Annotated in this window: 19 protein-coding genes and 1 riboswitch; of the genes, 15 read left to right on the top strand and 4 right to left on the bottom strand. The window is 39.3% G+C overall.

Annotated features, from left to right (window positions below; translation table 11 throughout):
• Positions 1-13 precede the first annotated feature (13 nt).
• The 4 genes from resB (at position 14) to G8761_RS00375 (ending at position 5,511) form a co-directional block, all read left to right on the top strand.
• The gene (gene resB / locus G8761_RS00360; protein ID WP_166022542.1) at positions 14-1,657 is read left to right on the top strand and encodes a cytochrome c biogenesis protein ResB; all 1,644 of its coding nucleotides are present in this window, start codon (positions 14-16) and stop codon (positions 1,655-1,657) included.
• Positions 1,658-2,845 carry a c-type cytochrome biogenesis protein CcsB gene (ccsB, locus tag G8761_RS00365; protein WP_166022544.1) on the top strand — a complete coding sequence of 396 codons (1,188 nt, stop codon included), beginning with the start codon at positions 1,658-1,660 and terminating at the stop codon, positions 2,843-2,845.
• A 189-nt stretch (positions 2,846-3,034) separates the two neighbouring features.
• Positions 3,035-3,751 carry a response regulator transcription factor gene (locus G8761_RS00370; protein WP_166022546.1) on the top strand — a complete coding sequence of 239 codons (717 nt, stop codon included), beginning with the start codon at positions 3,035-3,037 and terminating at the stop codon, positions 3,749-3,751.
• Positions 3,748-5,511 (top strand): ATP-binding protein, encoded by a 1,764-nt coding sequence (locus G8761_RS00375; protein ID WP_166022548.1) that lies wholly within the window; start codon positions 3,748-3,750, stop codon positions 5,509-5,511. Before G8761_RS00370 ends, G8761_RS00375 begins: the two co-directional genes overlap by 4 nt.
• Positions 5,512-5,836: 325 nt before the next feature.
• Here G8761_RS00375 and G8761_RS28000 read toward each other — a convergent pair whose 3' ends face one another.
• The 3 genes from G8761_RS28000 to G8761_RS00390 all read right to left on the bottom strand — a co-directional run bounded on the left by G8761_RS28000 (position 5,837) and on the right by G8761_RS00390 (position 8,760).
• A complete protein-coding gene (locus tag G8761_RS28000; RefSeq protein ID WP_166022550.1) occupies positions 5,837-6,442 on the bottom strand; it encodes a transposase in 606 nt (201 codons plus the stop codon).
• 852 nt (positions 6,443-7,294) lie between these two features.
• Positions 7,295-7,720, bottom strand: coding sequence for an OsmC family protein (locus G8761_RS00385; protein ID WP_243449867.1), 426 nt, complete (start codon positions 7,718-7,720; stop codon positions 7,295-7,297).
• Positions 7,721-7,887: 167 nt separating this feature from the next.
• Positions 7,888-8,760 carry an SDR family oxidoreductase gene (locus G8761_RS00390; protein WP_166022554.1) on the bottom strand — a complete coding sequence of 291 codons (873 nt, stop codon included), beginning with the start codon at positions 8,758-8,760 and terminating at the stop codon, positions 7,888-7,890.
• A gap of 182 nt (positions 8,761-8,942) precedes the next feature.
• Between G8761_RS00390 and G8761_RS00395 the strand changes: the two genes are divergently transcribed.
• The 6 genes from G8761_RS00395 to G8761_RS00420 all read left to right on the top strand — a co-directional run bounded on the left by G8761_RS00395 (position 8,943) and on the right by G8761_RS00420 (position 16,249).
• Positions 8,943-9,386, top strand: a complete 444-nt coding sequence (locus tag G8761_RS00395) for an Rrf2 family transcriptional regulator (RefSeq protein ID WP_166022556.1) — start codon at positions 8,943-8,945, stop codon at positions 9,384-9,386.
• A gap of 402 nt (positions 9,387-9,788) precedes the next feature.
• Positions 9,789-11,093: an acetamidase/formamidase family protein gene (locus G8761_RS00400; protein WP_166022558.1), complete on the top strand. Its 1,305-nt coding sequence runs from the start codon at positions 9,789-9,791 to the stop codon at positions 11,091-11,093.
• A 1,282-nt stretch (positions 11,094-12,375) separates the two neighbouring features.
• Positions 12,376-12,927 carry an RNA polymerase sigma factor SigX gene (gene sigX / locus G8761_RS00405; RefSeq protein ID WP_166022560.1) on the top strand — a complete coding sequence of 184 codons (552 nt, stop codon included), beginning with the start codon at positions 12,376-12,378 and terminating at the stop codon, positions 12,925-12,927.
• Positions 12,902-14,158, top strand: coding sequence for a hypothetical protein (locus tag G8761_RS00410; protein WP_166022562.1), 1,257 nt, complete (start codon positions 12,902-12,904; stop codon positions 14,156-14,158). Before sigX ends, G8761_RS00410 begins: the two co-directional genes overlap by 26 nt.
• A gap of 174 nt (positions 14,159-14,332) precedes the next feature.
• A complete protein-coding gene (locus G8761_RS00415) occupies positions 14,333-15,259 on the top strand; it encodes a M23 family metallopeptidase (protein WP_166022564.1) in 927 nt (308 codons plus the stop codon).
• A gap of 127 nt (positions 15,260-15,386) precedes the next feature.
• Positions 15,387-15,519, top strand: a riboswitch (FMN riboswitch).
• Positions 15,520-15,679: 160 nt separating this feature from the next.
• Positions 15,680-16,249, top strand: a complete 570-nt coding sequence (locus G8761_RS00420) for an ECF transporter S component (RefSeq protein ID WP_166022566.1) — start codon at positions 15,680-15,682, stop codon at positions 16,247-16,249.
• A gap of 192 nt (positions 16,250-16,441) precedes the next feature.
• Here the strand turns inward: G8761_RS00420 and G8761_RS00425 are convergent, their stop codons facing one another.
• Complete coding sequence (locus tag G8761_RS00425; protein WP_166022568.1) at positions 16,442-16,690, bottom strand: ferredoxin; 249 nt, start codon at positions 16,688-16,690, stop codon at positions 16,442-16,444.
• A 290-nt stretch (positions 16,691-16,980) separates the two neighbouring features.
• Between G8761_RS00425 and G8761_RS00430 the strand changes: the two genes are divergently transcribed.
• The 5 genes from G8761_RS00430 (at position 16,981) to G8761_RS00450 (ending at position 21,463) form a co-directional block, all read left to right on the top strand.
• Complete coding sequence (locus G8761_RS00430) at positions 16,981-18,033, top strand: YpbB family protein (protein WP_166022570.1); 1,053 nt, start codon at positions 16,981-16,983, stop codon at positions 18,031-18,033.
• Positions 18,034-18,035: 2 nt separating this feature from the next.
• Positions 18,036-19,550, top strand: a complete 1,515-nt coding sequence (locus tag G8761_RS00435; RefSeq protein ID WP_166022572.1) for a RecQ family ATP-dependent DNA helicase — start codon at positions 18,036-18,038, stop codon at positions 19,548-19,550.
• A complete protein-coding gene (locus tag G8761_RS00440) occupies positions 19,547-20,155 on the top strand; it encodes a CPBP family intramembrane glutamic endopeptidase (RefSeq protein WP_166022574.1) in 609 nt (202 codons plus the stop codon). The genes G8761_RS00435 and G8761_RS00440 overlap by 4 nt, the downstream gene beginning before the upstream one ends.
• Entirely contained in the window at positions 20,148-20,870 is a 723-nt protein-coding gene (locus G8761_RS00445; protein ID WP_166022576.1) for a LysM peptidoglycan-binding domain-containing protein, read from the top strand. Before G8761_RS00440 ends, G8761_RS00445 begins: the two co-directional genes overlap by 8 nt.
• A 134-nt stretch (positions 20,871-21,004) precedes the next feature.
• Positions 21,005-21,463 (top strand): YpbF family protein, encoded by a 459-nt coding sequence (locus G8761_RS00450; RefSeq protein ID WP_166022578.1) that lies wholly within the window; start codon positions 21,005-21,007, stop codon positions 21,461-21,463.
• Positions 21,464-21,480 lie beyond the last annotated feature (17 nt).

The following is a 21,480-nucleotide window of genomic DNA, read 5'->3' on the forward strand; positions in this document are numbered from 1 at the left end:
AGGAGTTTTAATCATGAAAGATGTAAAATGCGAATGCGGCCATGTTAATCCTCATGGTACCGTATTATGCGAAGCATGCGGGAAGGTGCTGGATGAGCAGGAAAAAGATAAAAATCTCCTGGATATGCGGTATGAAGGAAGTGCGCGGCGGTCAATAACTTACAACAAAACAATCATTGATAAAATATGGAACTTCTTTTCATCTGTTAAAGTAGGAGTCTGGCTGATAATAGTTACCCTGATTGCATCAGCCATAGGGACCATTCTACCTCAGGAAATGTATATTCCTCCCGTAATGCCGGCAGAGCAATATTATCAGGATCAATATGGCTGGTTTGGAAAGCTTTATTACCAGCTGGGCTTTCATAATTTATTTAGCTCATGGTGGTATCTGGTCCTTATTGCATCCATTGGTGTATCACTTGTCATTTGCAGTCTTGACAGGGTAATACCGTTATACAAAGCCCTGAAGGCTCAGCGAGTAACCAGGCATGAAGGGTTTCTGAAAAGACAGAGGGTTTTCGGAATTACTAAAAATGCTCAGACAGCTGCGACTCTTCCTCTTTTAAAACAAAAGCTTGAAGCAAAACGTTATCATGTCAGAGAAGAAAATGGCGATCTCCTCGCAGAAAAGAACCGTTTTTCTCGCTGGGGCCCATATATAAATCATATTGGACTTATTATCTTTTTAATTGGTGCGATGCTTCGTTTTATCCCAGGTATGTACGTGGATAAGGTTCTATGGGTACGTGAAGGGGAAACAAAAGTTGTTCCTGAAACAAATGGGAAGTATTATATAACCAACAATAAATTTATTCTACAAATCTATGATAAAAATAAGGATGATCAGGTTTTCGGTGAAGCGATTGAACGGGCAGGCAATATACCGAAAAATTATCAGTCAAATGTCACTCTTTATAAAGCAGAGGGAAATACAGTGGCAGGAGAAAAGCCAAAGCTGAAAAAACTTAAGGATTTTGGCATCCGTGTAAATGAGCCGTTAACCTTTGAAGGGTTTTCTCTGTATCAGGTGGACTATAAATTAAACGAGCTGAACAAAATGTCCTTTGCTCTAACTGATAAGGCTACAGGTAAATCATTCGGGGACCTAACCGTAAATCTTAATAATCCTGATACAAAATATAATCTAGGGAAGGGATATTCAGTTGAACTTCTCAGTTACTTCCCTGACTTTGAGTTTGGAAAAGATGGGGAGCCGACAACTAAATCCCGAATACCTAACAATCCAGCTTTTGTCTTTAAAATGAGAACGCCTGACAAACCGAAAGGTGAAACAAGCTTTGTTGCAATAAAACAGACTATTGAGCCTTTTGGAAACAACAAATATAAACTGAAATTCAGAGGGATCGCAACAAATAATGTTTCCGGTCTAACCGTTCGAAAAGACAATACTCTTTGGGCTATCATTCTTGGCGGAATAATCTTTATGATTGGTGTAATCCAGGGGATGTACTGGAACCACCGAAGAATTTGGATACAGAACAAAAGTGGGGAAGTATGGGTAGCAGCCCATACAAATAAAAACTGGTATGGAATAAAACGTGAGATAGAGGCTGTTTTGGCGGATACTGGTTTGCAGATGCCTTACGATCAGCTTCAAAGACAACAAAATGAAATAGAGAAGGAGGAAGCCTGATTGGTATCACTCAGCAGTAATCTATTGTTAATTGCCTTTATTCTTTATTTATGTGCAACGCTATTTTTTGGGGGAGCCATTAATTCAAAAAAAGGTCAGGTAGAAAAAACGAATATTAACAAATGGGGCGGAATCGCTGTTATTCTTACAGTTGCCGGTTTTATTTCACAATTAGGATTCTTTATCCTCAGGTGGATTGCCTCCGGCCATGCGCCTGTCAGTAATATGTTTGAATTCACAACTTTCTTTGGAATGGCATTAGTTGGTGCGTTCCTGATTATTTTTGCGATATATCGAACAGCTCTTCTTGGATTGTTTACTATGCCGGTTGCGGTTCTTGTAATTGCTTATGCAAGTATGTTCCCTAGGGATATTACACCACTGATACCTGCATTAAAGAGCTACTGGCTTTATATCCATGTTACTACTGCTGCAATTGGGGAAGGGATTCTTGCCGTCAGCTTTGCTGCAGGCTTAATTTACCTAGTTAAGATGATTGATCAGAACCGTGCAAGCAAGAGAACCTTTTGGCTGGAAGTTGTAATGTTTGGTTTAATAACAACCCTGGGATTTGTATTCGTTTCAAGTGCCTTTTCACTTGCCGACTACCACGAAAAGTTCAATTGGGTCGATAAAAACAATAATCCTGCAGAAGTCGAATACACTATGCCTGCCCTTACTGGTCCTCATAAAGGAGAGCTTTTGACGAAAGGTGCTTTTGAACCTATTCTTGAGGTTCCTGCCCTTATTAACGCAAAAAAATTAAATACTGTTATCTGGTCCTTTGGCGGGGGTGTAGTACTATATGGCCTGCTCCGATTGATTTTGAGGAAGAGAGTAGCCGCTTCATTAAAACCTTTTGTAAAAAATATTAATACTGATCTCGTAGATGAAATTAGTTACCGTTCTGTCCTTATTGGATTCCCAGTCTTTACTTTGGGTGCATTAATATTTGCGATGATCTGGGCACAGGTAGCATGGACAAGATTCTGGGGATGGGATCCAAAAGAGGTTTGGGCCCTTATCACTTGGCTATTTTATGCTGCATTCCTTCATCTTCGTCTTTCAAAAGGATGGCACGGTGAAAAGTCAGCATGGCTTGCAGTAATAGGTTTTGTTATCATTATGTTTAATCTCGTAGCTGTTAACCTAGTAATTGCAGGACTTCATTCGTACGCTGGTTCCTAATCCATTTATTTGATTTTTATAGCCTTCACTTTTCCTTAGTGAGGCTTTTTTTTTTAAAGTCAATACCCTGCTCACGAATAAAATGTATCAAAATTGTGAATCTTATTATAATTAGCAAGGTTTATCACATGAAAAGCATGGTAAATTGAAAGGGCTTTTTGTAAAATATCTGCATGGGGGGATTTATTAATGGAAAAAGACGTTAAGATTTTAGTAGTTGACGATGAGGAAAGAATTCGCCGCTTATTGAAAATGTATCTTGAACGCGAAGAATTTTTAATAGATGAAGCAGAAGATGGAAACGAGGCATTGGCAAAAGCATTGGCTAATGACTATGATGTTATTCTTCTGGATTTGATGATGCCTGGTAAAGATGGACTTGAAGTATGCCGTGACTTAAGGGAGAAAAAAGCAACTCCAGTTATTATGCTTACAGCAAAAGGCGAAGAAGTGAACCGGGTTCAGGGCTTCGAGGTAGGTACAGATGATTATATCGTGAAGCCATTTAGTCCCCGTGAAGTTGTACTGCGTGTTAAAGCACTGCTGCGCAGAAGCTCTCAAACAAGCTACTTGCAGACAGATACAACTACTAAAGATGTAATTGTCTTCCCGCACCTGACAATTGACAATGACGCCCACAGAGTAACAGCTGATGGGAAAGAGGTAAGCCTGACACCTAAAGAATATGAACTCCTTTATTTCCTTGCAAAAGCACCGGATAAAGTATTCGATCGTGAACAGCTCCTTAAAGAAGTCTGGCACTATGAATTCTTTGGTGATTTGCGTACAGTAGACACTCATGTTAAGCGCCTTAGGGAAAAGCTTAACAAGGTTTCCGAGGAAGCTGCCAGAATAATCGTGACTGTCTGGGGTGTCGGTTATAAATTTGAGGTTGTTAATGAATGATTTTTTGGCGTAGCGTTGTAGGTAAACTTTGGTTTACCATTCTTCTGCTCGTTTCGTTTGTCCTTTTTATTCTTACTGTTATGCTGCTTGAGTATTTTCAAAATCATAACGTTGATGAAACAAAAAAAGACCTGGCCAGAACTGCCGTGAAAATAGCCAACGTTCTGGAGCAGCATCAAAATGATCCGATTGGCCTGGAGATTTCATGGGAAATTATCGATGATTCCACAAAAGTGGTTATTATAAAAAATCCAAATGAAATCTATTATTCTCCGAACACAGAAAAATCGAAAAAACTAACTCTTGCAGATATTAAAAAGGACCAGGAACTTGCGAAGGTTTTTAATGGCAGAAAATCGGTTGAAAAAGTAACAACCCTATCTTCCGGCAGCACTGCTAGTTATTCTATCATAGGTGTACCGCTTCATTTGGAAAGCGGTAAAACAGGTGCAGTCTTTATTTATCAATCTCTTGATGTCATAAAGGAAACAACGAATTCTACAACTAAATTTATCCTTTTGGTAGCCGGCGTAGCCATTATTTTAACGACTATCTTTGCTTTTTTTCTTTCAACAAGAATTACAGCACCATTAAGAAAAATGAGAGAAGCAGCCTTTGAGGTGGCCAGAGGAAAATTTGATACGAAGGTTCCTATTTTGAGCCATGACGAAATTGGAGAGCTGGCAACTGCTTTTAATCAAATGGGCCGGCAATTAAAATTTAATATGAATGCGCTAAGCCAGGAAAAAGAACAGCTGGCAAGTATTCTAAGCAGCATGGCCGATGGGGTTATAACGTTTAATCGTGATGGAACCATCCTAATTACAAATCCGCCTGCTGATCGTTTTCTTCAGCATTGGTATTATGAAAAAGGAAGCAGCAGCTTAAATAATGAAGAGGTTCCCTCTAGGGTAATGGAGTTGTTTCAGCAGGCTGTGGATACTGAAAAAGAGCAGCTTGGAGAAATTTCCATTCAGGGACGCTTTTGGGTAGTAATTGTCAGCCCTCTATACAGCAATAAATTCATCCGTGGTGCCGTTGCTGTTATTAGAGATATGACTGAAGAGCGTCAGCTTGATAAATTACGAAAAGATTTTATTGCAAATGTTTCGCATGAACTCCGTACACCAATATCGATGCTGCAGGGTTATAGTGAAGCAATTATAGATGATATTGCTGAAACTGAGGAAGAGAAGAAGGAAATGGCCAGAGTTATCTATGACGAATCCTTGAGAATGGGCCGTCTGGTTAATGAACTTCTAGATCTCGCCCGAATGGAAGCAGGTCGTATACAGCTGACATATGACGAAGTAAATGTTTCTTCCTATATCAGCCGAATTATCCGGAAGTTTCAGGGATTAGCTAAAGAAAATAAGGTTAATCTAGGTGCTGTTTTTATTCCAGATGATCTCCAGTTTTCTTTTGACCCTGACCGTATTGAACAGGTACTTACCAACCTTATTGACAATGCAATGAGGCATACTCCAAAAGATGGCGAAGTAAAAGTACTGGTTCATACAGAAGAAAAAGGCATTAACTTTGAAGTAAAAGATTCAGGTTCCGGAATTCCTTTTGAGGATTTACCGTTCGTTTTTGAAAGGTTCTACAAAGCGGACAAAGCAAGGACTCGGGGAAGGGCGGGAACAGGTCTTGGGCTTGCCATTGCAAAAAATATCATTGAGGCCCATCGTGGCCATATTTCAGTTCAAAGCAAAGAGATGCAGGGAACGACATTTTCCTTCTTTCTTCCCCGAAAATAGGGAGAAAAACACTTTTCTTGCCGACTGATCTTGATTCACGGGAAACATTTTTAAGTAAAAGAGCAGCAGCCGTAAAGTAGAAATAGGTGCACTTCGCTCAATAATAAGTTAATCAAAAAACCCGCATCCTATAAGCGGGTTTTTTGATTTATTAACTAAGTAACTTGACTCATGCATTTTTTAATACAAACCCTAAAAAAGGGCATACGGGTAGTGCAGTCAGAAAAATCGTTTTTTTAAGCAATCAGCTTTAAGGTTTTCAATACTTTTTTCAGCGGTGTGCTTCCCATTCCTTCCTGATAAGCATAGACCACTAGCTGCCCAATCATTTCGCTCCGAATTCTCTGACCGTGTCACCCAATGTCACCGTCGAGACTTTCGACCATTCATACCTTTGAAATTCCAGGAAGTTCTGCACCAGATATTGAATGGTCCAATATCGTTCGATGGCCTTGAACGAAAGCAGCTGATACTGATCGAAACCAAGGAGCTCCTTGAAATAACGGGATCCCGTTTCTATTTCCCAGCGGACATTGTAATACTCCAGGATGGTCACGACATCCAGAGTGAGGTCGGTGCACAGGAGACAAAACGGGGTCTGGTTCTGATTGAATTTTCTTTCCCACGACATCAGGACCTTCGCGTTTTCCATATCCGAAATGGGACCTTCGTATTCGTATATCCGGAACTTTCCTTTACCCTTCACGGTCACAGAGCGAAGGTCGGAGTTCCGGATGTATGGGCCTGCGAATTTGGCCATGGATACCTCGATTCCATTCGGACGGATCTTCCGGTTCGATTTGACGGCGCCAATCACATGAAAACCTTTGGAATTACAGGTATCAACCAGTTTCTTGCTTGTATACCAGCTGTCCATCAGGACATAGACCTGTTCCTCATCATTGGCTGGAAATGCCTGGATCTTTTCCATAGCCAGGTGTTTCTTACTTTTGAAGGATAGATGATGTTCTTCGCAGTATTCCTGCCTAAAATAAGGACGAAAATCCCATGCGAAGGAATAACCTTTCAGCGACTACATGGGTAGTTACGAGGCAATGGGACTATACACTTTTCCCTTTAGAATGGGAGAAGTCGAAGTCCAGTGCTTCCATTTTTCTCGTCGAGCGGTCCTTGTGGCATCCGGTGTCATCCACGATCAGGAAAACAATGGGTCGATCATCGCCTTGTTTATGGCGAGCATACCGAATGGATTTTCACAAGATGTTCCATCCGCCCGCGCTGAACACATTTGGCACACCAGGGGGATTCCTTTAGAAAACGGGTCATACAGCTTAGGTCACGGTCCTTCCCGGAATGGATTCGAATCTGCGTCATTGTCTTCCTGCCCTCAGCCAGGATGATGGGCATGATGCAATGCATGATAGAAACCAGATGGCTGAACTGGGGCTTAAATAAGCAGAGGCTTAAAGTGACAAGGAACTTGACGATAGCAGAGTGGAAAGTTACCATAACCATATGACATCTCCTTTTTTTTGTCGTATTGGTTGTGTGTGGTAACCTTCCAATTCCACGATTAAAGGGATGTCATTCTTGTTTTTATGAAGTTTTCAGTATTTGACAAAACTAGACAATACTTACAAAAAAATTTTGCAAGGCTCAAGTAATTAAAATACGTAGCAGGGCAGCGGTACAGGGGCTTTTTTGAGGACAGTTATTTCCGCACTAAAAAAAGGCAGCAATTTCGCCACCTTCGCCTTAAAAAGAAACTAGAGTTTTAAATTAATTTGTTGGTCTAAGAAATTACATCTTTGGATAACGAATATCATTTGGAAGTAACTTTGCCTTGAACTTCAATGATAACATCTGCTTTTTTCAATAAATTTCCGACATCACAGCCTTTATCTGCTGCTTCTGTCGCTCTTTGTGCAGATTGAATCTGTTCTTCCGTTGCATCCGCAGATAAAACGATGTTAGCATAATGAGTAATTTTAAACTCATTATCAGATATATTTGCCTCAGAGTTCACTGTAAGTTCCGCTACAGGCAGTTTTCTGCTTTCGAGAACAAAAGTAAGAGTTGCTGTATAACACGTCGTTACAGAAGCAACGAGAATTTCTTTAGGATTTGCTCCGTTACCACTGCCTCCTAAGGATGCAGGAATAGCGATATTTGTATCAAGATACTCCGCTTTAAGTCTTCCTTTTCCTGTTACCCCACCATCCCAAACAGCGTTCACACTTATTTTCATTTCAGCCAAAAATATCCACTCCTTAAAATAAATAATTCGCATTTATATATTGTTCACTTTTCTAGTGATTCCATTCAAAAATTTAGCAGGAGATTGTAAAGCGCTGTTTAAAGGATGGATTTAAAAACCGGCCTATCTTATGAGAGGGCCGGTTTTAAATATGTGTATTATTCAGCTTTGGAAATTCCCTTGACCAATGGTGGCAATGCCTCACTAATAGGTGTGGCAGGGTGGCCAATTAGTTTTTCGAAATCGTTGCTTTCGACTGCCAATGATCCTTCCCGAATGCTTCTTTGAATGTCTACAAGAAGTGGAATAAGGAAATCAGGCAGACCTGCACCCTTCATTATTTCAGCATAAGCTGTGTCATCAACCTGCTGCACGGACACCTCTTTTCCTAGCACCTTAGCAAGAACAGCAACTAATTCTTCTTGAGTTAATAGAGAACCAGAAAGCTCGTAGACTGTATTTTCATGTCCTTCACCTGATAGAACAGCGGCAGCAGCCTCTGCATAGTCCTGTTGAAGGGCCCAGCCTACCTTACCATTTCCGGCTGATGTCACCCAAGGAGCTCCTGCTAGGACACCTTGAATGCCAGGAATTTCATTTTCTAAATACCAGTTGTTGCGCAGGAAGGAATATGCAATACCTGTTTTCAAAATGGCCTCTTCTGTGGCCTTGTGTGTTGGCGCGAATAAGTTTGTACTTTCCGTTGCATTCACGATACTGGTGTAAGCAATGAATTTTACTCCTGCACGCTCTCCCGCAGCCACTGCATTCAAATGCTGGCGAATTCTTGTTTCATTGTCTCCATCAGCAGAGATGATTAAAAGTCTGTCAATTCCTGCAAAAGCGGAATCCAATGTTTCTGGACGGTCAAAATCTCCCTGGCGGACTTCCACTCCGCGAGCCTTAAATCCTTCTGCTTTCTCTGGATTGCGGACACTTACTGCCAGCTCGCTTGCTGGTACAGTTTTCAACAATGTTTCTACAACTTTGGTTCCTAATTTTCCTGTTGCTCCAGTTACTAATATTTTCATTTGTCAGTTCCTCCTAACGTGTATTTGTTTTGGTTACCTGTATTCATCATAGATACTTCTTTTTGCTTTGTCAACGTTTAAAAACTTTTTTATTTTTTATGTATTTTGGGGTATAATGACTTGTAATCAAATTAAATACATGATCGTAAATTTCATAAACGACTGTAAGGAAGGTGAATGATATGGCCATCAGCAGCAGATTTACGGTTGGTGTTCATATACTAGCCCTTATTGAATTAAATAAAGAGGAGAAGACCTCCTCAGAATTTTTGGCGGGCAGCGTAAACACAAACCCAACTTTAATAAGAAAAATCATGGGCATGCTGAAAAAAGCCGGATTAATTGAGGTGCAGCCAGGGATCGCAGGGGCAAAACTGGCAAAGAGCCCATCCGATATATCACTACTTGACGTCTATAAGGCCGTCGATGTAGTACATGAAAATGAACTGTTTAGTTTACATGAAAATACTCTTTATGAATGCATTGTAGGCAGGAATATACACGATTCGATCTCTCCTGTATTGTCAGCAGCCCAATTATCGATGGAAAAGGAATTAGGAAATGTGACAATTCAAGATATCATTCAGGATATTGTTCAAAAAGAATCAGGTTCAGGGAATCCCTGATATTTATTATCTGCTTATGGCGCCAGCAATATGCTGACGCCATTTTATTTTTACTTCATTCTTAAATCACCGTAATTTGACAATTTTTCACTCAGTGGATTATTTTGTTCTTTCTTGCGCTTGCCGAGGAAATAATTGAAAAATTTCCGATTACTGAATAAGATTTGCACGAAATGAATAGATTGTTTTGGAATTTTGGAAAGAGTGTAAGTAAACGAGGACATAGTGACCCCAAATGGAAAAATAACAAGAAAAGGGGTAACTAATTGTTTTAAATCAGGATTTACATACAAATATTTTTATATTAATCTTCAAGTCTATATTTTTGTAAACGGTTACTTCTAGTTTTATACTAATCTTGCAAGCATATTCGAAAGTTGAAGGATAGGGGGAGACAAAGAGATGAATGCTAAACAAACGGTATTGGTAAATGAGTTTACGAACGGAATTTTGGATCCTGAAAAGGAAATGATGGGTCCGGTAAAGGATGGCGGTTTTATTATTGCCAATACGGCACCTGGCTGCTGGGGTCCGATGATCACACCTTGTATCCGCGGAGGACACGAAGTGACAAAACCTGTTTATGTAGAAGGCGCAGAGGTAGGAGATGCGATTGTGATTTCTATTAAATCCATCCGTGTCACCTCAGCTGCAACTGCTTCAGGCAATGACAGTCCTGTAGAAGGAAGATTTGTTGGAGATCCATTTGTTGCTGTTAAGTGCCCGGAATGCGGGACGCTCTATCCTGAAACTAGAATTGAAGGAGTAGGACCTGAATCGATCCGCTGTGCGAACTGTGGTGCCGATGTCACTCCATTTGTTTTTACGAACGGATATACGATTGCTTTTGATGAGAACAGCCAGGTGGGCGTCACTCTTCCAAAAGAAGCAGCTGAACAGATTGCGAGGGATGGACATTCCTATATGGCTACTCCTGATAATTCTGTTCAGAACCCAGTTGTCACTTTTGCACCACATGACCTGGTCGGTACAGTGGCAAGAATGCGTCCTTTTTTGGGACAGCTTGGAACGACTCCATCAAGACCACTTCCAGATTCTCATAATGCTGGTGACTTTGGTCAGTTCCTGCTTGATGCCCCGCATGAATACGGAGTAACAAAAGAAGAATTAAAGGATAAAACAGACGGCCACATGGACATTAATCGTGTCCGCGAAGGTGCTGTACTTATTTGCCCGGTTAAAGTTCAAGGCGGCGGAGTTTACCTTGGAGATATGCATGCGATGCAGGGAAATGGGGAAATCGCTGGCCATACAGCGGATGTTTCCGGTATTGTTACTTTAGAAGTGAAAGTCATTAAGGGACTTAACATTGACGGGCCCATTCTGCTTCCTGTTCAGGAAGATCTTCCTTACCTGGCAAAGCCAATTACATCAAAAGAGAAGGAAGCAGCACTGACTGTCGCAAATAAATGGAATGTACAAAAATTAGAAGAGTCCTTGCCAGTTTCCTTTGTTGGTACAGGAGCAAACCTAAACGAAGCAACGGAAAACGGACTGCAGCGGGCTGCTGACGTATTAGGGATTACTGTGCCGGAGGTCATGAACCGTGCTACTATTACTGGTTCCATCGAAATAGGGCGTCATCCAGGAGTAGTAACTGTTACATTCCTCGCTCCTGTTGAATATCTTGATCGAGCTGGTTTATCAGAAATCGTGAGAAACCAATATTTAAATCGTGTGGAATAAATAGAATTTAAATAAGTGAAAAGCTGAAAAACGAATCTTTTGTGGTATTGATTAAATATCAAACTTAATGGCACAGGAATTGACTGTGCCATTTTTCTTTTAGGTTGTGTTTAGGCCTATTGTTGATTTTCCACTATGTTATTGGAGCGTGAGCTGAGAGCTCCACGAAAATGCGACAACATTTTTTTCGTGACGTGATTACTCATGGACGAAAAATTAACGTCTAGCGGGAAATGCGAGCGCCGTATAAAAAGAAAATTCATTTTAAAAATAAAATTTGGAACTAAATGTATACAAGAAATAGTCATGCCAAAACTGTTTCCAATTTTAATGCCATTTTTTCTGTTATTTATTTCTTTGCACCCCGAAAACGAAACCTAATAAACAAATTATCCGGCTTTTTTTAGAAAAGAAATTTAATCAACTAAACTTTTGCATTTTTTCTAATAACACCCAAAAACAAGCATACGGGTAGTGTCTTCGGAAAATTCCATTTTTTTAAGCAGTGATGTTCAAGATTTCAAGTACTCTTTTCCACGAATAAAGGGATGTCATTCTTATTTTTTTGAGATTTTCAAACACGACAAAGCTAGACAGTATTTACGACAATTTTTTTTGTAAGACTCAAGTAAGTAAAAAATAGGGTTTTAAAAGAATGACCCTATAATAATATATTCAATCCCGATAACCTCCTCCGACAACCTTTTGTGAGTTTTCGTCATCCCGCTTACTAATGTCACCCAATATCGCACTTTTTTTTAGAATGAAACGTAACCATTTTTACTTCTTTTCCTTGGAAAGAACGTTTGATTAAACCAAATCTCTTTGTGTCCAAAATCACCTTGCTTACTGTTGCGACTTTTCAATCCCAATAATATCTTCCCGCTCTTTAGTGTAAGTGAATCTCAGCCAATTTCCCGTACATCTTTTGGTGTTTGCGTATTTTCGTAATGCTTTCTTTTCGCTTTTCAGCAGTTTGACATCCGCCTATTAAGAGTGTGGACAAGAAAATAGCTGTTAGAAATAGAACTTCAAAGATATGGCTCTCCTGTCATATTCCTTATATCACTTTCTACATCTATGTTAGTTCACTTCTTTCAATGAACAAGTCCTTATTTTGGAGATTTCCAGATAGAAATGGTTAGATGAGATATTATTTTATAGGAGCTTTGGTCCTTTTGGCAAAATATACCTTTAAATTTTATGTGAAACAGATTATATTTAAAGATGTAACTTTTTAGATAGAAAAGACGACTATTAAATTGAACGGGGAGGAAAACCAATGGACTCCGTTTTTGATAAGCTGTATGAGAAATACCATCAGGACGTTTTCCAATTTCTTTTTTACCTTGTAAAAAATAGAGAACAAGCAGAAGACCTAGTTCAAGAGGTTTATATAAGGGTATTAAAGTCTTATGGGAAATTTGAAGGAAAAAGCAGTGAAAAGACATGGCTGTTTTCAATAGCAAGAAATGTGGCGATTGATTCTTTTCGAAAGCAAAAGGGATGGAAACAAAGATTACTTGAAAAATTTGACTGGGATACTCAGCAGGTTAAAGATGAGCATCCAATTCCTGAGCAAATTGCAATCCAAAAGGATGAAATCCGCTGGATGTATGAGGCAATGGATGCATGTACGGTAGATCAGCGTACAGTAGTTATCCTGAGGTATTTGCAAGAGCTTTCTATTGTGGAAACAGCTGAAGCCCTGGGCTGGACCGAAAGTAAGGTAAAGACCACCCAGCACAGAGCACTAAATGTTTTAAAGAAACAAATGGAACTATTGCTGGAAAGGGAGGGTGATAAAAGTGAGAAAGTTAGAGTGGAGCGATAAACAGCTAGAAGACCTCCTCAGGCAAATGCCTAAAATAAAAGATCATCGCCACCCCCACGAGATTTTTCAAAGCCTTTCCGTAAAAAAAGAAAAACATAATAGAAGAACTAGAACATGGATCATGCCAGGATTTGCAGCGGCGGCAGCAGCCATTTTAATATTAATTCTTTCACCAGGGTTATTTCAGTTTGGAGGCAGTTCCGATAAAACGGAAATGGAAGATATGTCTTCAGCTGGAAGCATGAAGACCGCTAATAGCGGCGACAGGGCCACGGCTCTGAAAACAGAGCCTAAAAAGGATTCGAATTATGAAGCTGCTTCAAAAGATGCAGCTGGTTCAGATGTTACCCATGGAAAGATGGATACAGGGAAAAAAGTTTCTGTGCTAAATGCACTGTCTGAGGTTACTGCACTGTACGATGATAAAGCTGCTGAAGGTAGGGTGTTAACCTATTGGATTCCTGATAAACAGGCGATGAGTCTTGTTCCTGTCACAACTGTTGTACCTCCAGATACAAGTAAAAATTGGATCGATCTGATAAACGAAAATATGTCTGCTCTTGATGAAGATGAGTGGGGATTAACTGATTATTATCCTTTAAAAGCAAAATTGTCATTTAATGAAAAGGAAAATACCTTAAATGTGGATGTACCTGCAAATCACCCTTATGCGGAAGGATCAGAGAATGAAACTTCCTTTGTGAATGTCCTTTTGCGCCTTGCAGAATCAAATAGTAACGTGAAGAAAATTAAATATACAACGGATGGTCAGCCGAATTCAGGTATTATGCTAGGGAACTACGGAGACAAGCAAGAGGATGAAATAGTACCAGGAAAAAACAGGGCGTTCCTGAAACATGAACCTGAAGGAAAAGGGACTATTTTCCTCGTTCCTACTGCAGATTCCTATAAGACAATAAGGGAAGCAATCCTGGCGATGGAAAAGGATTTGCCAACTTCCAACTTGAAAGCATCTTTGCCTGCCAAATTAATTTCTGAAAAGGTTTCAATTAAGGGTAAAACTCTTTTGGTGAAATTTGCTCCAGGAGCGACAATGTCAGATGAGCCATCCGTTATACAGTCGTATGAAGCACTTTTATTAACGGCAAAAGACTTTGGACTAGAAAAGGTTAAAATACTCAATCCTCCTATAGATAAATTAGGACCTTTTGATTTAACTGTGGAAAATAAGGTTCCAGTTGGCCCAAATTATAGGCCGCTTCATAAATAGATTGCCGGATCAGTCTTCATGACTGATCTTTTTTTTATAATTTTAGAATAAATTTAACAAAAAACTCCAAAATATAACAGTGTCCTTTTTAAGTGCCTGCATGACTTCTGGTTCTATTCGTAAAAACGATGACATAAGGTGAGTACAGAGGATTGCAATATAAGGAGGAAAAGAATGCGGGAATACATAGTACGGTTTTTGATTGCAGGAATTATGATGCTCCTTGTCAGTCTGTTGTTTCTAGGAGTCAGGCACCCTCAGGCAAGCATGCTTGATGATAATAATACCAGCCTCGAATGGAAATGGCCCGCTGACGGGGTCATTACTGATAAATTTGGGACAAGGCATGGCGAACATAAAGGAATTGATATAGCCGGAACTGCGGGTACTAAAATATATTCAGTAGACGATGGAGTCGTGGAGAAGTCATATTTATCGGATACATATGGAAATGTTATTTTTGTAAAGCATCCCAGCAATTTTGTGACAGTTTATGCCCATTTAAGCAAACGTCTCGTCATGGAAGGACAGCAGTTAAAGCGAGGAGCCCTGATTGGGCTTATGGGTTCTACAGGTGAATCCACAGGTGTCCATTTGCACTTTGAAGTACATGAAACGGAATGGACATTTGATAAAAAACATGCTTTAAATCCTGAAATGGTTCTTGGGTTAGCTCATGTAGGTGAAACTGTTCATGCAGGCAGCATTAAGAATTCCGAAGGCGCTATGGAGGCACTATCCAGATATGAAGAAAACGAAGTGGAGCAAAAGGCAAACGGGGATCAGAAAAATATTCAGACCGTGAGCTCATATACCGTTTTAAATGGTGATACACTCTGGTCAATTGCTAAAAAAAACCATTCCGATGCTGATTTGATTAAAAAAATGAATAACATGACTGAAGACAAAATTCTTCCGGGTCAGGTGCTGAAGATTCAGCAAGAATCAGGCAATCAATACATTGTGAGAAAGGGTGACACCCTTATTTCCATTTCTAAAGAAACACACCTGGCGATTGAAAAAATAAAGGAACTGAACAGGCTCTCCTCAGATGTTATTTTTCCTAATCAGGTTCTCGTTTTAGGTTCCATCCAAAAATAAATGGGTTAAACAATTGTTTTTTTTGCAAAGGGATGCAGGTTGGAGGAAAATCCAGCCTCTTTTAAATGTTTTTTTCTTCACACATCTTCTTTCTTTTAGTATAATGAGTTCGTATAACATAATATAGGTCTATCTTCGGGGCTGGGTGAAATTCCCGACCGGCGGTGATGAGATAATTATCTCTAAGCCCGCGAGCCTTTTGGGCAGGATTTGGTGAGATTCCAAAGCCGACAGTAAAGTCTGGATGGGAGAAGATGGAGGTTCTGCAAATGTTCAAAAAAGCAGGTTTTGAACATTTATTAAGCGTGCCTTTTATTCTCCCTCAAGTTGTAAACTTGGGGGATTTTATTTTTAAAAGGCAAGATTGCTTATGCTGAACCTTTCTTCTGAAGTGGATGGATCACAAAGGAGAGAGGAAAAATGAAAAAACTAAGTGTTAAAGCAACTGTATCGATTGGAATGTTAAGCGGTTTAGCGTATATCCTAATGCTTTTAAATTTTCCGCTGCCGCCATTTCCTAATTTTTTAATGATTGATTTTAGCGACATCCCTGCATTGATCGCTGCTTTAATTTTTGGACCGCTTGCTGGTGTGTTAGTGGAGTTATTCAAAAACATTTTAAATTACTTTGCGACAGGAAGTGCCACGGGCGTACCAGTTGGACATATGGCTAACTTTGTAGCCGGAGTCCTGTTTGTATTGCCAGTATACTTTATGTATATAAAACTGAAATCAAAAAAAGGAATGACTATTTCATTGGTGATTGGCACTATTATCATGGCAATAATGATGAGTGTCCTTAATTACTTTGTTATATTGCCTTCATACACGTTTTTCCTTCATTCACCAGCGATGTCAGCCGATGCAACTTATAAAATGGTGACAACAGCCATTCTGCCTTTTAATTTTGTGAAAGGGATTATCATGTCAGCCATCTTCTTGCTGCTATTCTTTAAAATGCAGCCTTGGATTGCTAAACAGAATGCCTAAGTATATAAAAGGGCAGTTAGCTTTTACTTTTGAGCCCCACGCTTGATTTAAAAGAGCAGCAGGTTTTGCGGATTCTAACAAAAATAATAATTTAAGCGGCAGGAGTCTCCTGCCGCTTTTGTGTATTTGTGAACAAGAAAAGCCCTTCAACTGAGTGAAGGGCAGCTCTAAGTATATTTTTAAAAATTGAAATTATTCGAACTTAGTAGGGTTGCCGTCAAATGGCTCATCAGCAACTTTAATAGAATCAGTTGGGCAGCCTTCGAATGCATCCATCATGTCGTCTTCTAATACATCCGGAATTTCAACGATACCTTCGTTGTCATCAAGAGTTACATATGCAATGCCTTCATCATCATAATCATAGATGTCTGGAGCAGCTGCTCCACAGGCACCACATGCGATGCAAGTTTCTTTGTCAACAATTGTATACTTTGCCATGTAAAAAAACCTCCCAGTAAATTAAGCAGATATTCAAACCCTATTTCCATGGTTACATGGAAACGTATTCCTCAAGTTCTATTGTAAAACTGAATGTCTAACTTTTCAATAGTAAATGTAATGAGAATGCTTATCACGCAAGGGTTTCACCTTCAGATTTCTTCAATTTTCAACAATAAACAACAGCAGTTCATTATGTTTCATGTTAAAATAGAGGGAAAGAAAAAGCACGTAAAAACACTCTCGCAGGCATGTAATTTATCTTCGGAAGATTAAGGGGGGCTGGCAATATGGCTTATTTTGATTTGATCATTCTATACTGTTTAAAGCAGTTAAACGGCGAACGGACAATATATTCAGTCTATCACCTTCTAAAAGGAAAGAAGTCAGCTCAAACCATACAGGATGCCCACCTTTTCTCCCTAACAAAATTTTTTGGCGTCTTTATGACTTTAACAAGAAGTTCATTAGAAGAGGCAGTACACTCCATGTCTAAACAAGGTTATATTCTGCAATCAGAATTAGAGCCTCAGCATTATACAATGACTGAAAAAGGGAATGCCTTTCTTGAATTGCTGCTTAAAGAACGGCCCCTGCCTGTCTATCTAGATGGTTTAAAGTATCACCCTTTAACACAACTGGTATGGGAGAGAATATCCATACTTGTCCAGGTTGTCTCCAATCTTGTGTATCAGGAAAACAAATACATTCCTATACAGAAGGGAAAAGAGATCCATCAGTGGCTAAAAAATGTTCTAAGAAAGCATAGTATGGACAGAGCAGAAATCGGAAAAAAGCTTTTTAATGAACTTACTTCCTGTCTTGAAAGAGGAGAAGGACTGAATCCATTAGTACTTAGCTTAAGACTAACCGGCCACCAGATCATCGGGCTAACCTCCATGCAGGCTGCGGATGAATTGAAAATGGAAAGAACAGCCTATCATATAGAGTTTTTAAACCTGCTTCATTTTTTAATACAGGACCTGGAGAAAAATCCAGAAAGTTATTCCATCCTTACAGATCTCTTAATGGAAACGGATCCATCTCTTGTGCTGACATTGTCTTCACGTAAAACTTATGAGCTTTTGCAAAGGGGAATCCCTTTTGAAAAATTACCTTCAATTAGAAGGCTGAAAAAAAGTACCATTGAAGACCATATTGTAGAAATCGCGTTAAATGTAAAAGATTTTTCGATTCATTCTTTTGTAAAGAAGGAAGTCCAGGGTGAAATAATAGGTGCTGCGAAGTCATCGCCTACGCGGCAGCTTAAAACGATTAGGGAAAGTGTTCCGCAGGCCAATTATTTTGAAATTCGGCTTGTCCTTGCGAAACTAGGTGAATAGTAATGGAATTAGAGAAAATTTTATATCAATACTTTGGCTATTCTTATTTTAAACCTGGCCAGAAAGAAGTTATTACCTCCATATTGGAGAAAAAACACACTCTTGCAATGCTTCCTACAGGAACTGGAAAGTCACTTTGCTATCAGTTTCCAGGATATCTGCTTGAGGGAGCAGTTTTGATAATTTCTCCGCTGCTTTCTTTAATGCAGGACCAGGTTGACCAAATGATGAAAATGGGAGAGAAACGGGTTATTGCTCTTAATTCCTTTTTATCTCAGGAAGAAAAAAGATATGCCATGAATCATCTGGATCAGTATAAGTTTATTTTTATTTCCCCTGAAATGGTTAATTCAGATTGGGTTGTTAACAGACTGCAGGATATAAAGGTTTCACTATTTGCTGTAGATGAAGCCCACTGTATTTCCCAATGGGGTTATGATTTTCGGCCTGATTATTTAAAGCTTGGGGAGCTTAGAAAAAAATTAGGAAACCCGATTACTCTTGCCTTAACGGCAACTGCTACGGAAAAGGTGCGTGAGGATATTCTTAACTCCCTTGGGCTGAGTAATGCAAATCGAGTAGTTACAACAGTAGACCGGCCTAATATCGCATTAGTAGTGGAGAAGTGGAACCGCTATAATGAAAAATTTGATAGGCTTTTTCAATTGGTCCAAGAGCTCCAGCCTCCAGGAATTATTTATTTCTCCAGTAAGAAAGTTGCCGATCAAACGGCTTCCTTTTTAAGGGGAAAAGGTGTTGGAAGAGTTATGGCCTATCATGGCGGCATGGAACAGGAACAGCGTATTTTAGTTCAGCAGCAATTTTTGAATGGGCAGCTTGATATTATCTGTGCGACAAGTGCTTTTGGCATGGGAGTAAATAAGGATAATATAAGGTATGTTGTCCATTTTCATATGCCGCTTCAATTGGAATCCTATCTTCAGGAGGTAGGAAGAGCAGGCAGGGATAAAGGTCCCAGTGTGGCCATCCTTTTATATGTTCCGGGAGACGAACAGCTTCCTTTCCAGCTTGCGGAGGGCGAATTACCTTCATCCGCCCAGCTTGATTGGTTTTTTTCTTCCCTAAAATCAAACCCCGATTTCTTGAAGGAAAATAGCACGATTTCACCGGACTTAAGAAAGATGGGAGGCTTTACAGAGGTACAATGGCGTTTAGTGGAAGACTTTCTTTCTGTACATTTAATAGAAGGTATCCCACTGGAGTTAATTCGAGATAAAATGAAAAGATTTGTTGAAGAGCGGCTGGCTTCAAAACATACCAATATTTTTAAAATGAAAACTTGGATTGACTCTGCTGAATGCCGAAGGCTGAACATCCTTCAGTATTTTAATGAAAATGGTGACACTCAAATCACTCCATCCCAATGCTGTGATATTTGCGGTGTGAATTTGCAAAACTATGAATCCCGGGTACCGCAAGAGGGGGAAAAAGAGGAGTATCTTATGTGGAAAGGTTTTTTGAGGAAATTATTGATTAATGAGAGTGCTCCAAAATGAAAAATAGGCAAAATGAACTAGTTTCTCAACTGAGTGACAAAGAACTGTTATTTCACCTTTACCTTACTCAAATAGTACTATTAACGATAACAATTGTTTTAGGTATTATTATGTATGATGATTTTTCTTTTTTGAAAAATATGAACTGGCAAGACACGAAAATTCTCTGGGTCGGCGCTGGATGCGGAATGGCTGTTGTTTTATTGGATATCTTACTAATGAGGCTCTTGCCTAATTCCCTGTATGATGATGGGGGCCTTAATGAAAAGATATTCCGCAATAGGAATGTCTTTCATACAGCCTTCATTGCAGCTATAGTGGCCATAAGCGAGGAAATTCTATTTAGGGGAGTTATCCAAACTAAAACAGGTCTTATTATCGCAAGTTTTATTTTTGCTCTTATTCATTACCGGTATTTATTCAATTGGTTTTTATTCATAAATATTGTAACTTTGAGCTTTTTTATTGGTTTTATTTACGAATGGACCGGCAATCTGGCAGTAACAATTGTGATGCATTTTACAATTGACTTTCTGCTCGGACTGCACATAAAATTTAAGAATTACTCCCGTAATACTGAACAGGAAGGGTTGCAAAATGAGTAAAGAAGATCCATATCGTGACCAGGCTGAGCGCCTAAGGCAGAGAATTGAAAAGATAAATGTAAAGCCGGCAGCAAAAGAAACGCTTCCTCCCAGAGAAGAGCTCCATCGCAGTAAGAAGAAGAAAACGAAATGGAAGATAAAATATCCGGTAATTAGATTGCTTGTCCTGTTTTTTATACTTCTGCCTGTAACGATTTTTAGTGCGTATTCCTATATAAACGGAAAAGACTTTTCTGTTCATCGTAAAGTTTCCGGTGGAGAAGGTGGATATGATACGGTAAGCATTGAAAAATATAAGGCAGAAAAGAGCAGCAGCAATAAAGAAAAACCTGCTGAAAGCCAAAAGGCAGATGAACCCAAGGTTAATGTTGCTGAAAACAATAAAATATTGACTATCCCTAATTCACCTCCTGATTTATCAGGTACGAAAGATACGGATAAAAACAGTACTCCTGTAGAGGCTCCAGGTAAAAAACAGCCAGTTCAGAAAATTGCTGCCGTACCACCAGCCGAGAAAAAACAGGAGACACCGCAAACGCCACAACCGATCGGAAAAGTAGTCTATCATACGGTTCAGCCTAAAGAGACCATTTTCCGGATAGCCATGAAATACTATAATTCTCAGGCTGGTATCAATACCATTAAAGAGGCAAATCATATTCAAAATAATGAAATCGAAACTGGACAAGTTCTTAAAATTCCATTAAATAATTAAAGCTGACTTACTTATGTCAGCTTTTTGTGTTTTATTATTTTAATTAGTCGTCTCATTTTTTAGTGCATTTTCCATTCCATGTATATATTAAAGGACAAGTTCATACATATGTAGGAGGAATGGAGGGGGTTAAGATGAGATCTTCAATTCTTCAGCTGGATAACAGAACAGATATGGCGACAAAACAGATGCTGGAAAATGTTGTGAAAAGAAAAGAGAAATTCGAACGTTTTAAATTTCGTCATCTTATTTCAGTTTGGGCAACCATAGGAATGGCTACTTTTTATTTTGGTTATTTGTATTATACGGTAGGAGTTAACTATTCCTATTCGTTTGCTGCTATGTTTTCTGCCTTCGTAAATGATTCAAATAACTTATTTTTCCTTACGGTATGTGTTGGATTGTATGGTTTAATGAATCTATTAAGGGAAAAACGGGAAAAGTTTGAGAAAGAATATCATGCCCTAAGATGTGAGATTGTTGATCGAAGCAAGGATTTATGGAAAAAAGAAGATGAATGGGCGAACCGGCATCTGGTATTTGATATGATGAAAAAAGAATATGACATTAATCTATTCCATGAGAATAAATAAAAAGCAGCTGCGGCTGC

The organism is Neobacillus terrae, from assembly GCF_011393025.1.
GTDB classification, from domain to species: Bacteria; Bacillota; Bacilli; order Bacillales; family Cytobacillaceae; genus Neobacillus_A; species Neobacillus_A terrae.